This is a genomic window from Clostridium vincentii (assembly GCF_002995745.1).
Lineage (GTDB): Bacteria > Bacillota > Clostridia > Clostridiales > Clostridiaceae > Clostridium > Clostridium vincentii.
In genome coordinates, this window is record NZ_PVXQ01000059.1 from 1 (window position 1) to 14,470 (window position 14,470).

Sequence of the window (14,470 nt, forward strand, 5' to 3'; positions counted from 1 at the left end):
GTTTGCCGCCGACTTCCTTCAGATTCCACCTCACAATGGACACCCTTGTCTTAAGCTAAATGGTTGGCACTATCAGCCTCCATTACGGACTTTCACCGATTAGTGCACGCCCATGCTGGGCGCACTATAACTAAGAGAGGGGAATACTATTCCCCTCTCTTCATTTTTCAATGATAACATTGGCTTCTCAACAAGCCTATATAGCTTCGATGTAACAGCCTACTCAATCCACCCCCGGCGATGATATTATAAGCTAAGCAGCTTCTTCCGCCTCACTTTAATATTTATAATGCATCTCTTACTTTTTTAGTTGCTTCTACAAGATTCTTAAGACTAGTAATAGTCTCCTCCAAACCACGAGTTTTTAATCCACAATCTGGGTTAATCCATAATTTTTCTATATTAATTTTTTCAAGCATTAAGTTAATCGCAATAACAATTTCTTCTACACTAGGTACCCTTGGTGAGTGAATATCATATACGCCCGGCCCAACTGCAGTAATAAAATTGTTTTTATTTAGCACTTCAATAATCGATAGTTTGGAACGTGATGCTTCAAATGAAATCACATCTGCATCCATCAAGTCTATATCCTTCACTATTTCCTCAAATTCGCTATAACACATATGGGTATGGATTTGTGTAGTTGCCTTAGTTGTACTATGAACAAGTCTAAAGGCAGGAATTGCCCAATCTAAATAATCACTGTGCCACTGAGCTCTTCTAATTGGAAGCTTTTCTTTTAATGCTGCCTCATCTATCTGAATTATATTAATACCATTTGCTTCAAGGTCTAAAACCTCTTCTTTAATTGCTAATGCAATTTGAAATGCCATTTCCTTTAGTGAAATATCCTCACGAGGGAAAGACCAGTTAAGAATAGTTACAGGGCCAGTCAACATACCTTTTACAGGTTTTAATGTAAGACTTTGAGCATATTTAGAATATTCAACAGTAATTGATTTGGCTCGAGAAACATCTCCCCATATTAAAGGAGGTTTTACACAACGGGTACCATAGGATTGAACCCACCCCTTTTGTGTGAATATATACCCATTTAGGTTCTCTCCAAAATACTCAACCATATCATTACGTTCAAATTCACCATGAACTAAAACATCAAAATCGAGTTCCTCTTGAAGTGTTATACATTCCTCAATTTTTTTCTTTACATTCTCTGTATACACTTCCTGTGTAACTTGTCCTTTTTTTAATTTAGCTCTGTTTGATTTTACATCAGCAGTTTGCGGGAAAGATCCAATTGTTGTAGTTGGTAATAATGGCAACTTCAAAAAGCCCCTTTGGATTTTCATTCTCTCCTTAAATTCTGGTAATCTTGTAAAATCTTCCTCTGTCAATTTATTAAGGTTTTTCTTGATTTCTAAGTCAGTATTACTTTCTTTTTTTACAAACAAAGCAACATTATTCTTATATTTCCCACTATTTAAATAATCTTTTTCACCAAAAAGCTCTTTTAATTCAGCTAATTCTATTAATTTCTCCTCTGCAAAAGCTAACTTAGCCTTATGATTTTCAGATAGTTTTTCTTCTGTTTTTAATGAATAGGGCACATGTAAAAGCGAGCAACAAGTATTTATTACAATATCATTTTTATCAACAACATTTGAAATTTCATTTAAAGTTGTTACTGACTTCTCATAGGAGTTTTTCCATATATTTTTACCGTTTACTATACCAGCAAAAAGAGTAGTATTCTTAGGAAACCCCTTTTCTTTAATTAATTCTAGAGACTTCTTGCTCTCTACAAAGTCTAAACCTATTCCATCAAAAGCAAGAGACGTAACTTCACTATAACAATCTCTAATATCTCCAAAATATGTTTGTATTAAGATTTTAAGGTTGCCTTTATTTTTTAATAATTCTGTGTATATCTTAGTGAATATTTCTATGTCTTTTCGATTTAGATCTGTAACTAAAATAGGTTCGTCGATTTGCACCCATTCTACACCTAATTCATTTAATTTCGTGAAAATATCTCCATATACTTTAACCACATCTGAGATAAAATCCTCAAGTTTTTTCTTACCAGTATAGTCTGCTAATTTAAGGAAAGTAAATCCACCAATGATTACAGGTTTCGTTTTAATTCCATCTGCAAGCGCTTCACTATATTGCTCAAAAAGTTTATCACTATTTAACTTAATTTCTGTATTATCATCAACTTCAGTTACTATGTAGTGATAATTTGTATTAAACCACTTTTTCATAGTAAGTGCCTTAACATCACCATTTTCTCCTTGATATCCTCTAGCCATTGCAAAATAAGTATCTAGTTCATTAAGGTCTAAAGATTTATATCTATCCGGTGTTACATTTAAAAGTACTGCCATATCAAGGATTCCATCATAGAAAGAAAAGTCATTTGATGGTATAAAATCAAGGCCAGTATTATTTAGTAATGACCACTGTTCCTTTCTTAGAACCTTAGCATTTTCTTGTAACTTTTCCAAGGACAAGTTTCCCTTGAAGTAATCCTCTATCCAAAATTTTAGTTCACGTTGTCCGCCTATTCTTGGATATCCAATAATTGAATTTCTCATAACACTACATCCTTTCAGTAAAGATTTTCTATGGAGTAATCATAACAAGAAAAATTGCTTATAGCGTAACTCTAAAAAACTATTGCTTGTTATAGTTTTTAGCTATATTAAATAATAGATGATGTTCAAACTCTGCTTTAATTTATCAAGCTGACACATTAAGGTACTCTGACATCTTTCCATAAAAAAAGAACTCTATTTCTAGAGTTCTTAATTTTTTATTCTATTTTTTGATCATCAGGAAGACTTTTATAAATTTCTTTTATCCACATATCGAGGTTAGGTCCTTTTTCATAACTCATTACATCATACATTTCAGGATCGATTATTAGCATGTTTTCTTTAAATATATTTAGATTAAAATTTTCCATTTCACATTTTGTTCTAATTTTTTTAAATACTTTTGTGAAATCACTTGATTTATAACCTATGTCCTTTCTACCTAAGAAAATAGGCTTTCCATGTTTCTTGATTCCTAGTTCTTTTCCTACTTTAAAAGCTTCTTCTTTTACTCTATATACCTTGTCATGTAACGCTAGTCTGGCTATTACATCTTTAACTTGCTGACAATCATATTTTTTCATTTGTTCTACAGCTTCTAGTCTTGTTTTCCAACTTCTGTAATCTCTAGCCATCTTTATTAATTCTTTAATATTATCAGGAGTTTCTTTTATAAAATTCATATTCTTCAACCTCTCTCATATAACCTTAATCTAATTTTCAATACTCTATCAATTTCTGACCTAATCCTTCTTGTTGATATTCTTTTCTTATTATATCCTAACAATACCATATTATTAAATTTTCAAATTCAAGCACTTAAACTCTTCCCAAACCCCACCTAACGATCATATACCTTATGTTTCCTATAACTTCTTATCTTATTTAATATTTTTCTAATTAACTTCTTTTCTTCTTTTCTTCTTTTCTTCTTTCCTAGGTATCTTCTTGTGTAAAAAAAGAAGAGCGCTAACATAAACTTTGGCTAGGGTAATAGGATTTGAACCTACGATACTCAGAATCAGAATCTGATGCCTTACCACTTGGCTATACCCCATCACAGATTATATTATATCTAATTTAGCTTCTATTGTCATCCTTATTTATAAACTTTTTCACTTTACCCCCTTCAAACCCGCATTCTACCATAATATTCTGCAGAATATTTATTCTATAAACATATTATTATAAAGAATTTTTATTGTATTGAGTTATATATTCACACTTTTTATTTAGCTACATAATATATATTAGGATCAAAAAATATATTAACTTAGGAGGATACTATGGGAAGAAATAAAAGTTCATGTGATGATAATTCTGTATTATGTAAAAAAACTAGGTTCTATGATGATTTAAAAGCACAATTCTGTGATTGTGGAGATATTGACAGAGAAATAGTTGACACCTTTAATGATCTTGAAGATGAATTCTGTGAATTAATTAGTAATGTTGAAAAGATTGAAAAATTATTCTGTAAACTTGTAAAATTAATTGCACAAAGAGGATGTATTACACCAGCAGTGGCTGCTCTTCTAAAATCTATTGAAGAGGACATTAAGGCTTTAAAATATATCACTGCTAAAACCGGAAAAGACTTAAAATGTTTAGAGAGAATAATCTTATAACCTATCATTAAAAAAGGGGTGTTGCCATGAATTATTTTAGAAATCATTCAGCAACAGCCCTTCTATTTTTTATAGTAATCATATTTTAACTTTATATAGATTTTTGATAATTATACGGGTCATTTTATATTCACAATTCTTCTTTATCTACATAATATATATTAAAGGAAATAAACGAATTAAAAGAAATATATTAACTTAGGAGGATACTATGGGAAAAAATTACGATTCTTGTTCATGTGATGATACTTTGGGTTTATGTAAAAAAACTAGATTCTATGATGATTTAAAAGCACAATTTTGTTGTCCTGGTGATATTGACAAAGAAATAGTTGAAACTTTTAATGACCTAGAAGATGAATTTTGCGATTTAATTGGTAATGTTGAAAAAATTGAGAAATTATTCTGTAAGCTCTTAAAATTACTTGCTAAGAGAGGCTGTATTACACCAGAAGAAGCTGTTCTTCTAAAAGCTATTCACGATGATATTATAGCTTTAAAATTTATCACTTCTAAAACTGCAAGAGACTTAAAGTGTTTAGAGAGAATAATCTTATAATATCATATGATTATAAATAAAAATATCCACCAATACTACGTATTGGTGGATATTTTTTTAATTTTAATTCCATTGTAACTTGACTAGATTTTTCAATAATTATATAGTTATATAGTCGCATTACATAATATTAAGGGGGCTTTTATAATGAGTTTTATAAATGTACGGAAAATACCATCTCCAGAGGAAATTAAGAATCTTACTCCTCTATCTGATAGTCTAAAAAAAATTAAGGCTGAAAGGGATACAGAGATCAAAAAAGCATTTGCTGGAAAGAGCGATAAATTTATCGTTATTGTAGGACCTTGCTCAGCAGATGACGAAGATTCAGTTTGTGATTATGTTAGTAGACTAGCAAAAGTAAATGAAAAGGTTAAAGATAAACTTATTATTATTCCTAGAATTTACACAAATAAACCTAGAACTACAGGTGAAGGATATAAGGGTATGTTCCATCAACCTGACCCAGAAAAATCTCCTAATATTCTTGAAGGATTACTTGCTATTCGAAAAATGTTTATTCGTTCAATAGAAGAATCTCATCTTACTCCTGCTGATGAAATGCTTTATCCATCTAACTACATGTATTGTGATGATCTATTAAGTTATGTAGCAGTTGGGGCAAGAAGTGTTGAAAATCAACAACATAGACTTACAGCAAGCGGCATTGATGTTCCTGTTGGTATGAAGAATCCAACAAGTGGTGATATATCAGTAATGTTTAATTCAATTCAGGCAGCACATGCAAAACATAACTTCCTATATAGACATAACGAAGTTAATACAACTGGTAATCCATATGCACATGCAATTATGCGTGGTTCAGTTAATAAGCATGGTAACAATATACCTAATTATCATTATGAAGATCTAAGAAGAGTTGCAGATGCTTATGGTGAATCTAACTTCGCTAATCCAGCAATAATTGTTGATGCAAATCATGCTAATTCCATGAAAAAATTTGCAGAACAACCTCGTATAATAAAAGAAATACTTCATAGTAGAGACTATAATAGTGATATTAAAAAATTAGTTAAGGGTGTTATGATTGAGAGCTATATAGAGGAAGGCACTCAGAAAATTGATGATCATATATATGGCAAATCAATCACAGACCCTTGCTTAGGCTGGGAAGCTACTGAACAGTTACTTTATTATATAGCTGAACAAGTTTAATAGTACTGCTCAGGCTTATATATTAAATATATATTGCGCTGTCTAATCTTTTATTTTATGACAGCGCAATAATTAATACTAATGGAGATGATAAATTGCACAGGCCATACTTAAGTGATTACCACATACATTCAACATATTCTTTTGATGCTAATCAAAGCATTGAAGAAATTATAATTAAATCTATTTCTATGAACTTAAATGAAATATGCATGACAGAGCATATTAGCTTTTCCCCTGAAGACAGTAGTTACAACTACTTTGATTTCAAGAATTATGAAAATGAAATACAGAATCTTTCTGAGAAATATCAAGGAAAAATTAATATAAAAACTGGTCTAGAGATTGGAGAATATCATCTCTACAAAGAGAGTTTTGATAATTACTTTAAAGAATATTATTTAGATTTTATAATAGGATCAATACATAATATTAATAGAAAAGGCTTAAGAACAAATATTTCTGAAAATGGTGTTAATTCTACCTATAAAGCTTATTTTAAAGAGATTCTGAAATTTGTTCAAATGGGTGATTTTGACGTACTTGGCCATCTTGATCTTGTACAACGTTATGCTTTAGCAGATGGCGGAGTATATAATTTTAATGATTATAAAGATTACATATATGAAATTTTGAAAGTTATAATTTCTAGAGGAAAAGGAATTGAAGTAAATACTTCTGGCTTAGCCAATAATTTACTTTTTCCAAAATTAGAAATATTACATATGTACAAAGATTTAAAAGGAGAAATTTTAACTGTTGGCTCTGATGCTCATACTACAGATAGAGTTGGCGAGAACATAAGTTATGTATATGATATGTTACGGGATATTGGGTTTAAGCATATATTTACTTATGATAATAGACAGCCAAACGGAATAATTTTATAGATATTAAAAAGAACTTTAATTTAGGATAGCCTAAATTAAAGTTCTTTTTAATATTTTTTTATTATATAAACAAAAAAGTTATAAGAGTGAACTCTTATAACTTTTTCTAATAGTTTAAAACTATCTTCTGTTGTTTTGTTGTTTCTTTGCTCTTCTGCAGTCTGGGCATCTCTTAGGTTCGTTCTCGAATCCCTTTTCTTTGTAAAATTCTTGTTCCCCTTCTGTAAAGATGAACTCATTACCACAGTCAACACATATTAAAGTCTTATCCATTTTAAATTCCTCCAATTTAAAGACCACTTTAGATTAATGATTCCTAAATCGGAGAACATTATTATCTACTAAATCTTTAATTTTTTATTTTTTGTATTTCTACATTCTTATAATACCATAATTATTTTGTAGATGCAAGTGTATTTTCTCTTTCATTTTTGGAAAATATACATCCACAATAATCCTGCCTATACAAATTATGTTCCTTAGACAATTCTATTGATCTTTTATATCCATTCTTCTTTTTAAAGTCTGAATATAAATACTTAACTCCATATTTAGTCCCTAAACTTTCTCCTATCTCATTAAGTTTATTAGCATTTTTATGAGGGCTTATTGACAAAGTAGTGGTGAAATAATCGTAGCCTCCCACTTTGGCTACTTTTACAGCTTCTCTAAGTCTTAGTTCATAACATTTAAAGCATCTCTCTCCGCCCTCTTTTTCATCTTCTAAACCTTTTGCTATAGAATAGAATTCTTTTGTATCATAGTCTCCTTCTATGAATTTTATAGGATTCTTAGATTCCATAACCTTAATTAGATCTTGTTGTTCTATAACCCTTCTAGAATATTCCTCATCCGGATAAATGTTAGGGTTATAATAAAATATAGTTATTTTAAAATAATTTGATAAATATTCTAAAACATAACTACTACAAGGAGCACAACAGCTATGAAGTAAAAGTGTTGGCACCTCTTCTTTGTCTATTAGTTTTTCTATTAGAGCCTCTAGCTCTTTTTGATAATTTATATTCATCATATTAATCCTCTTTACTTTTAAATTTTATTTCATATAATATTATATCGCTTGCCCGAAATAGTTCAATTCTTTTTTCCTTCTATATGAATTTGATGCCAAACACAAAAAATAAATATTGTCCAAATCTTTCTTGAATTATCTCTCTTATTTTTAATATGATCCTCTAATAATTTTAAAGCATACCACTTATTTATATACTTACTAACATTTGCAGTAAGTATTGTATCCTTAACTACTCTCCCAAGATCCTCCTTAAGCCATACACGAATAGGCGTTGGGAACCCTAGCTTTGTTCTATTAACAACATGTTCTGGAACTATCCCTTCAAATGCTTTTCTTAGCAATAATTTAGTGTTTTTTCTTGATACTCTCCCCTTTAGAGGAATTCTTCGAGAAACTTTTAGAACCTCTTTATCTAGAAAAGGAACTCTAAGTTCTATAGAATTAGCCATAGACATCTTATCTCCTTTTGCTAATATGTCCCCTTGTAGCCAAGTATTAATATCTACATTTTGCATAGTAGTTACATAATCATAGCCTTTTAACCTGCATTCTTTATAGATATCTTTCACAACATTTTCAAAATTATTTTCACTATTATAATTAATTAAAACCTTTTTACACTCTTCATTATCGAAAATTTTAGCATTACCTATATATCTTTTATCCAAAGGGGTAGTAGCTCTAACTAAATAACTTTTCCCTCTTATTTTAGGTAGTTTTCTTGCTATATAATTTATTATCTTTTTTACTATTTTTGGAAGTTTACTGATAATCTTTAAAGGAAAATATTCTTTATAAATATTATATCCGCCAAACAATTCATCCGCCCCTTCTCCAGATAAAACTACCTTAACATGCTTACTAGCCTCTTTTGATAAATAATATAAACCGATTGCCGAAGGGTCTGCCACAGGATCATCAAATTTGTAAACCACATCTTGTATAGCTCCTATGTAGTCCTCCTGACTAACCTTAATGTGAATATTTTCAATATTTAAAGCCTCACTGGTCTTTTTTGCAATCTCTATTTCATCATAGCCTTCAACATCAAACCCTACTGTAAAGGATTTTATTTTAGGATTAATCTGGCTAGCTAAGGTGGCTATTATTGATGAATCTACTCCACCTGATAAAAAGGTTCCAACCTCAACATCTGAAATTAAATGAGCTTTAACAGAACCAGACATACTTTTCAATACATCATTTTTATTTACATCTAAATCCTCCTTAAACTCTGTTGTATGATATCTCCTAAATCTTAGTCTATTCTCTTTAATTGTAAAATAGTGAGCAGCTGGAACTTTTCTTATTCCAGCAACCATAGTTCCATCTCCAGGAATGTACTGAAATGATAGATATTCTTGCAGACTTTTCAAGTCAACTTGAGGCTCTTCTATTAGCGGCAAGAGAGCCTTGTATTCTGATGCAAAAGCTATCATTTCTTCATTATCTATATAATAGAGAGGCTTAATCCCAAAAATATCCCTAGCTCCAAATATTTCATTTAGTTCTTGATTGTATATTAAGAAAGTAAACATTCCCCTGTAATCATATATAGCTTCTTCTTTTTTTTCTATATAATTCGCTAATAATACTTCCGTATCTGAATTTGTTTCAAATGTACATCCTTTTGCTTCAAGTTCTTTTTTTATCTCTTGATAATTGTATATTTCTCCATTAAAAACACATACATAAGAGTCTTTTTCAAAGGGCTGATGACCATCTTTTAAATCTATAATACTTAATCTTCTAAAGCCTAATATAGCATTATAATCTTCATATATTCCTTCATCATCAGGACCTCTATGAACAATACTATCTAAGCACTTTCTTATTTTCTCTCCTAATACTTTACTTGAGCTATTTTTTAGAAATATTGAAACATGTCCACACATACTAATACTCCTTTATTTTCATACTTTTAAGAATACAAAATAAATATTTCTTAATATTATATATATGTTTAATATTTGTAAATTGTTAAAACCCCCAAAATGTTATCTTAAACATTTTGGGGGCTTTAGGTGAATATTATTCGATTCCTATAACATCATATCCTTCTTCTTCAATAGCTTCTTTTAAAATATTATCCTCAACTGAAGTCTCTACAGTAGCACAATTTCCTTCTAAACTAACTTCTATAGATGAAACTCCATCCAAGGCTTCTAAAGCATCCTTAACATGTCCAACACAATGATTACAACTCATTCCTTCAATTAATATTTTCTTTTTCATATTATTCATCTCCTAAAATAAATTTATGCTTTAAATTTTTTAAGTCTCAAAGCATTAAGTAAAACTGATACCGAACTTAAGCTCATAGCTGCTGCTGCTATCATTGGACTTAACAATGGTCCTCCGAAAATATGAAGTACTCCCATAGCAACTGGAATTCCAAGAATATTATATCCAAATGCCCATCCAAGATTCTGCTTAATGTTTTTAATAGTAGCTTTGCTTAACTTTATCGCTGTAGACACATCCATTAAGTCACTTCTCATAAGGACAATGTCTGCTGACTCTATAGCTACATCGGTTCCTGATCCTATTGCTATTCCTATATCAGCCTTTGCTAACGCTGGAGCATCATTTATTCCATCTCCAACCATTGCTACTTTATCTCCTGTTGCTTGAAGTTTACTAACTTCATTGGCCTTATCCTCAGGTAAAACCTCCGATAAAACTATATCTATTCCAACTTGTTTAGCTATTGCCTCCGCAGTTTTTTTATTGTCACCAGTAATCATTGCTACCTTTATCCCCATTTTATGTAGAGTTTCAATAGCCTTTTTACTACTTGGTTTTACTGTATCTGCAACTGCGATTATTCCCTTAAACTGTCCATCAATTGCTATATACATTGGAGTCTTCCCTTCTAGCGCTAACCTATCTGATTCTTTTCCTAAATCTTCTATATTAATATTTTTTTCTACCATTAACTTTTTATTACCTAAAAAGATATTCTTCTCTTCAATTTTAACTTCTATTCCATATCCCGGTATAGCATTAAAGTTCTGTATTTCTTTTAGAACTAATCCCCGTTCATTAGCCTCTTTAACAATAGCTTCTCCTAGAGGATGTTCTGAAGCCTTTTCTGCACTAGCAGCTAAGACAAGAAGATCATTTTTATCATCGCCTAAAATATCTGTAACTACTGGTTTTCCTTCTGTAATAGTTCCTGTTTTATCAAATACTACAGTATTTAATTTGTAAGTTGTTTCTAATGCCTCTCCACCTTTTATTAATACCCCATTTTCAGCCCCTTTACCCGTTCCAACCATTATTGCTGTTGGAGTTGCCAATCCTAAAGCACACGGACACGCTATTACAAGAACTGAAATGAAAATTGTTAATGCAAAGTCAAAATCTTCTCCTGAGATAAACCATCCTATAGATGCAATAAAGGCTAAAGCTATCACTACTGGAACAAAATAAGATGAAATTACATCTGCAAGTTTTGCGATTGGAGCCTTTGACCCTTGAGCATCTTCAACTAATTTAATTATTTGGGCTATTGCTGTATCCTTGCCTACCTTTGTGGCTTTATATTTTATAAAACCAGTTTTGTTTATACTTGCTCCAATTACTAAGCTTCCCTTAGATTTTTCAACTGGAATACTTTCCCCTGTAAGCATGGATTCATCTATAGAAGTGTTTCCTTCTATAACTTCTCCATCAACAGGCAATTTTTCTCCCGGCTTAACTAATACAATATCTGAAACAACAACATTCTCTACCTTAATCTCAAGAGGCTTCCCATTTCTTTCAATGGTAGCAGTTTTTGGAGTCAATCCCATTAAAGCCTTAATAGCTTGCGATGTTTTCCCCTTTGAAACAGCTTCTAAATATTTACCCATGGTTATTAATGTTAGTATTACTGCTGCTGATTCAAAATACAAATGCATAGTATATTCGGTCTCACCTTCTATAATCTTAAATACTGCAAAGACTCCATATAAAAATGCTGATAAAGTTCCTACAGCTATTAAAGAATCCATATTAGGACTTAGCTTAAATAAATTTTTTATTCCTATTTTGTAGAACTTATTTCCTGTGACCATAACTACTAAGGCTAATATTAATTGTAACAAAGCGAAATTTAATGGATTATCCATAGGTTCGATTATGCTAGGAAGTGGCATCCCAAGCATATGCCCCATGCTTATTAAAAGAAGAGGTAAAGTAAACACTAAAGAAATTATGAATCTTTTAAAAATTTTATCTGCTTCAGTAATTCCCTCACTTTCCTTCTTTACCTTTGATTCCTCTATTAATTTATATCCGGCCTTATCCACAGTAGCTATGATTTTTTCATCATTTATTATAGCTCCATCCAAAGATACGGTAAGTTTTTCTGTAGCAAAATTCACACTTGCACTTTCTATTCCTTCAAGCTTTTTAACTACTCTTTCCACTCTATTAGCACAAGCTGAACAGGTCATTCCCTCAATTACATATGTTTTTTTATCCATTCTTTCCACCTTCCTATTTAGACATTACTTTCTCTAAAATATTTATGATTTCCTCTATTTTCACCTCTGCATCTTCAGTATTAAACGCATCCTTCACGCAATGGTGTAGATGATTTTTTAATATAATTAAATTTGCTTTTTTTAGCAGAGATTGTGCTGCCATAATTTGATTCGAAATATCCACACAATATCTCTCATCCTCTATCATTTTAATAATCCCTTCAACTTGTCCTTTGGCAGTTTTCAAAGACTGTAATGCTTTTTTTCTTTCTTCTTGCATTATTTTTCTCCCCTCCCCCCCTAGGGGGTATCTCTTAACTAAATTATATTCTTTTTCTAGCTTATGTCAACTTATTAATATTTATTCTCAAAGAAAAAAAAGGCCAATGCTTTAAAGCATTAGCCTACTAACTTATCTAAAGTAGATATTTTATATCCTTTTGCTTTAATTGCCTCTATTATTGAAGGAAGAGCATCAGCTGTAACGCCTTTATCGATATTAGAATGCATTAAAATTATATCACCAGGTCTTAAATTATCTGTAACATTTTTTAAAATACTAGATACTTCCCTTTTAGACCAGTCTAATGTATCTATGGACCATAAAATAGAAACGCTATTACTCGCCTTTATTACTTTGATTACAGTTTCATTAGAAGCTCCATAGGGAGGTCTCATAGCTGTAGTTCTTTTTCCCGTAATTGCTGATATAACCTTTTCTGTTTTCTCTAGTTCGTCTTTTACTGCCTCAGGGCTTAAAAGAGTAAAATCCGGATGAGAATAACTATGATTTCCTATAAAATGTCCACCATCAAAGGTTCTCTTTACAACTTCTGGATACATTTTTACATTTTCTCCAAGAAAGAAGAAATTCCCCTTAACATTGTAAGATTCTAATATATCTAAAATTCTAGGAGTAGATTGTCCATCAGGTCCATCATCAAATGTTAAATATACTGAGTTACTTTCTGGTTGATCATTTAAGAAAACTGTATCCCTATGCTTTATTGCCTGATTCTTCATCTTTTCCCTCATGGCATTCATATCTTCTAAGGACTTTCCTATTATATTCTCAGATACGCCTACCACATCATAAACTATATATTCTTCATCCATAACTCTTCTCATCTTCTTCTCACTTAATTTCTTTAATTCTTCTTTATAATATTTAGGATATATTATATTATCAGGAAACTTTAATTTCTTTTTTCCTTTTTTAAATAAGTACTCTTTATATATACTATTATAATCAAAAGTAAATTCATCCTTTATAGAGAATTTACTATTTTTAGGCCCTATACCATATTCTATTTCCTCTTCCTTAACATAATAAAATAATCCTGAAATATTACCAGAGCCCTTAAAAAAGATAACAATATAAAATATTAATGACATAGCCCAAAAAATAGCACCCCAATTTTTTTCTATTAATCTTGCTATCAAATTAATAGCGGACATAAAAATCCATACTACTGCTATAAATTTTTCATTGCTGGAAGAATGTAAAGTATAAAAAACATTTCTATCACTATTTAATTCAACTAATAATTCCTCTAATTTGGGCCTATCATCTGTTCTTATATTATTGATAATATAAGATTTAAGTTTATCTTTATAAATAAGTTTCAATAAATAATCATCAGTTAAATATGATGCCTTTATATCCTTTAAATTAAATTCTTTTTTACTAAATTTTCTATATAAAATAAGCTTGTCCTCTATTAGTTCAATATATATTTTTCTATTATAATCATATATAACCATAAATTCTTCCTCCTGTTCTATATCTATATATTATCATATTATTCTGTTTATACTAATCCTAGTATATTTAAACATATTCTCAAAAAAAAGGCTAATGATTTAAATCACTAGCCTACTAACTTATCTAAAGTAGATATTTTATATCCCTTTGCTTGAATTGCCTCTATTATAGAAGGAAGAGCATCAGCTGTAACACCCTTGTCCCCATTAGAATGCATTAAAATTATATCACCAGGTATTAAATTATCTGTAACATTTTTTAAAAGTAAGCGGTTAATAACTCGTCACGTTGACAGTCATTAACCGCTTATTTTCAATCCTTTTTATTTAAATAGCATTCAGCAGGAAGATTACTCCATGGAAATAGTGATTTAAATAAATCTG

At 30.5% G+C, this 14,470-nt stretch carries 13 protein-coding genes and 1 tRNA gene; 4 read left to right on the forward strand and 10 right to left on the reverse strand.

All coding sequences use genetic code 11. The annotated features are described in order from the left end of the window. Positions 1–284 precede the first annotated feature (284 nt). The 3 genes from metE to CLVI_RS16220 form a co-directional block, all read right to left on the reverse strand. On the reverse strand, positions 285–2,561 hold the full coding sequence (metE, locus tag CLVI_RS16210) for a 5-methyltetrahydropteroyltriglutamate--homocysteine S-methyltransferase (protein ID WP_106061162.1): 2,277 nt from the start codon (positions 2,559–2,561) through the stop codon (positions 285–287). Positions 2,562–2,779: 218 nt separating this feature from the next. Beyond that, positions 2,780–3,244 carry a HEAT repeat domain-containing protein gene (locus CLVI_RS16215; RefSeq protein ID WP_207655401.1) on the reverse strand — a complete coding sequence of 155 codons (465 nt, stop codon included), beginning with the start codon at positions 3,242–3,244 and terminating at the stop codon, positions 2,780–2,782. A 299-nt stretch (positions 3,245–3,543) separates the two neighbouring features. Beyond that, positions 3,544–3,618, reverse strand: a tRNA-Gln gene (locus tag CLVI_RS16220). A 229-nt stretch (positions 3,619–3,847) separates the two neighbouring features. On the opposite strand from CLVI_RS16220, the gene CLVI_RS16225 reads away from it, so the two are divergent. The 4 genes from CLVI_RS16225 (at position 3,848) to CLVI_RS16240 (ending at position 6,814) form a co-directional block, all read left to right on the forward strand. After that, positions 3,848–4,189, forward strand: a complete 342-nt coding sequence (locus CLVI_RS16225; protein WP_106061164.1) for a hypothetical protein — start codon at positions 3,848–3,850, stop codon at positions 4,187–4,189. 211 nt (positions 4,190–4,400) lie between these two features. Next, positions 4,401–4,748: a hypothetical protein gene (locus tag CLVI_RS16230; RefSeq protein WP_106061166.1), complete on the forward strand. Its 348-nt coding sequence runs from the start codon at positions 4,401–4,403 to the stop codon at positions 4,746–4,748. A gap of 147 nt (positions 4,749–4,895) precedes the next feature. Beyond that, positions 4,896–5,924 carry a 3-deoxy-7-phosphoheptulonate synthase gene (locus tag CLVI_RS16235; RefSeq protein WP_106061168.1) on the forward strand — a complete coding sequence of 343 codons (1,029 nt, stop codon included), beginning with the start codon at positions 4,896–4,898 and terminating at the stop codon, positions 5,922–5,924. A 95-nt stretch (positions 5,925–6,019) separates the two neighbouring features. Further along, positions 6,020–6,814 carry a histidinol-phosphatase HisJ family protein gene (locus tag CLVI_RS16240; RefSeq protein WP_106061171.1) on the forward strand — a complete coding sequence of 265 codons (795 nt, stop codon included), beginning with the start codon at positions 6,020–6,022 and terminating at the stop codon, positions 6,812–6,814. Positions 6,815–6,934: 120 nt separating this feature from the next. On the opposite strand, the gene CLVI_RS16245 is transcribed toward CLVI_RS16240, so the two are convergent. From CLVI_RS16245 to CLVI_RS16275, 7 genes are all read right to left on the reverse strand, one after another. Beyond that, positions 6,935–7,087 carry a zinc-ribbon domain-containing protein gene (locus CLVI_RS16245; protein WP_106061172.1) on the reverse strand — a complete coding sequence of 51 codons (153 nt, stop codon included), beginning with the start codon at positions 7,085–7,087 and terminating at the stop codon, positions 6,935–6,937. A 121-nt stretch (positions 7,088–7,208) separates the two neighbouring features. Then, positions 7,209–7,847, reverse strand: a complete 639-nt coding sequence (locus tag CLVI_RS16250) for an epoxyqueuosine reductase QueH (protein ID WP_106061174.1) — start codon at positions 7,845–7,847, stop codon at positions 7,209–7,211. 62 nt (positions 7,848–7,909) lie between these two features. Then, positions 7,910–9,745, reverse strand: a complete 1,836-nt coding sequence (asnB, locus tag CLVI_RS16255; RefSeq protein WP_106061175.1) for an asparagine synthase (glutamine-hydrolyzing) — start codon at positions 9,743–9,745, stop codon at positions 7,910–7,912. A 136-nt stretch (positions 9,746–9,881) separates the two neighbouring features. Continuing rightward, on the reverse strand, positions 9,882–10,085 hold the full coding sequence (locus CLVI_RS16260) for a heavy-metal-associated domain-containing protein (protein WP_106061177.1): 204 nt from the start codon (positions 10,083–10,085) through the stop codon (positions 9,882–9,884). 23 nt (positions 10,086–10,108) lie between these two features. Next, positions 10,109–12,322: a heavy metal translocating P-type ATPase gene (locus CLVI_RS16265; RefSeq protein ID WP_106061179.1), complete on the reverse strand. Its 2,214-nt coding sequence runs from the start codon at positions 12,320–12,322 to the stop codon at positions 10,109–10,111. Positions 12,323–12,335: 13 nt separating this feature from the next. Then, the gene (locus tag CLVI_RS16270) at positions 12,336–12,602 is read right to left on the reverse strand and encodes a metal-sensing transcriptional repressor (RefSeq protein WP_106061180.1); all 267 of its coding nucleotides are present in this window, start codon (positions 12,600–12,602) and stop codon (positions 12,336–12,338) included. 119 nt (positions 12,603–12,721) lie between these two features. Next, positions 12,722–14,086 (reverse strand): polysaccharide deacetylase family protein, encoded by a 1,365-nt coding sequence (locus CLVI_RS16275; protein WP_106061182.1) that lies wholly within the window; start codon positions 14,084–14,086, stop codon positions 12,722–12,724. Between the last annotated feature and the right edge of the window lie 384 nt (positions 14,087–14,470).

Excerpts from the sequence above, each read along its gene's own strand:
- metE (WP_106061162.1), bottom strand. The coding sequence starts at position 2,561 with ATGAGAAATTCAATTATTGGATATCCAAGAATAGGCGGACAACGTGAA.
- CLVI_RS16215 (WP_207655401.1), bottom strand. The coding sequence starts at position 3,244 with ATGAATTTTATAAAAGAAACTCCTGATAATATTAAAGAATTAATAAAG.
- CLVI_RS16225 (WP_106061164.1), top strand. The coding sequence starts at position 3,848 with ATGGGAAGAAATAAAAGTTCATGTGATGATAATTCTGTATTATGTAAA.
- CLVI_RS16230 (WP_106061166.1), top strand. The coding sequence starts at position 4,401 with ATGGGAAAAAATTACGATTCTTGTTCATGTGATGATACTTTGGGTTTA.
- CLVI_RS16235 (WP_106061168.1), top strand. The coding sequence starts at position 4,896 with ATGAGTTTTATAAATGTACGGAAAATACCATCTCCAGAGGAAATTAAG.
- CLVI_RS16245 (WP_106061172.1), bottom strand. The coding sequence starts at position 7,087 with ATGGATAAGACTTTAATATGTGTTGACTGTGGTAATGAGTTCATCTTT.
- CLVI_RS16250 (WP_106061174.1), bottom strand. The coding sequence starts at position 7,847 with ATGATGAATATAAATTATCAAAAAGAGCTAGAGGCTCTAATAGAAAAA.
- asnB (WP_106061175.1), bottom strand. The coding sequence starts at position 9,745 with ATGTGTGGACATGTTTCAATATTTCTAAAAAATAGCTCAAGTAAAGTA.
- CLVI_RS16260 (WP_106061177.1), bottom strand. The coding sequence starts at position 10,085 with ATGAAAAAGAAAATATTAATTGAAGGAATGAGTTGTAATCATTGTGTT.
- CLVI_RS16265 (WP_106061179.1), bottom strand. The coding sequence starts at position 12,322 with ATGGATAAAAAAACATATGTAATTGAGGGAATGACCTGTTCAGCTTGT.
- CLVI_RS16270 (WP_106061180.1), bottom strand. The coding sequence starts at position 12,602 with ATGCAAGAAGAAAGAAAAAAAGCATTACAGTCTTTGAAAACTGCCAAA.
- CLVI_RS16275 (WP_106061182.1), bottom strand. The coding sequence starts at position 14,086 with ATGGTTATATATGATTATAATAGAAAAATATATATTGAACTAATAGAG.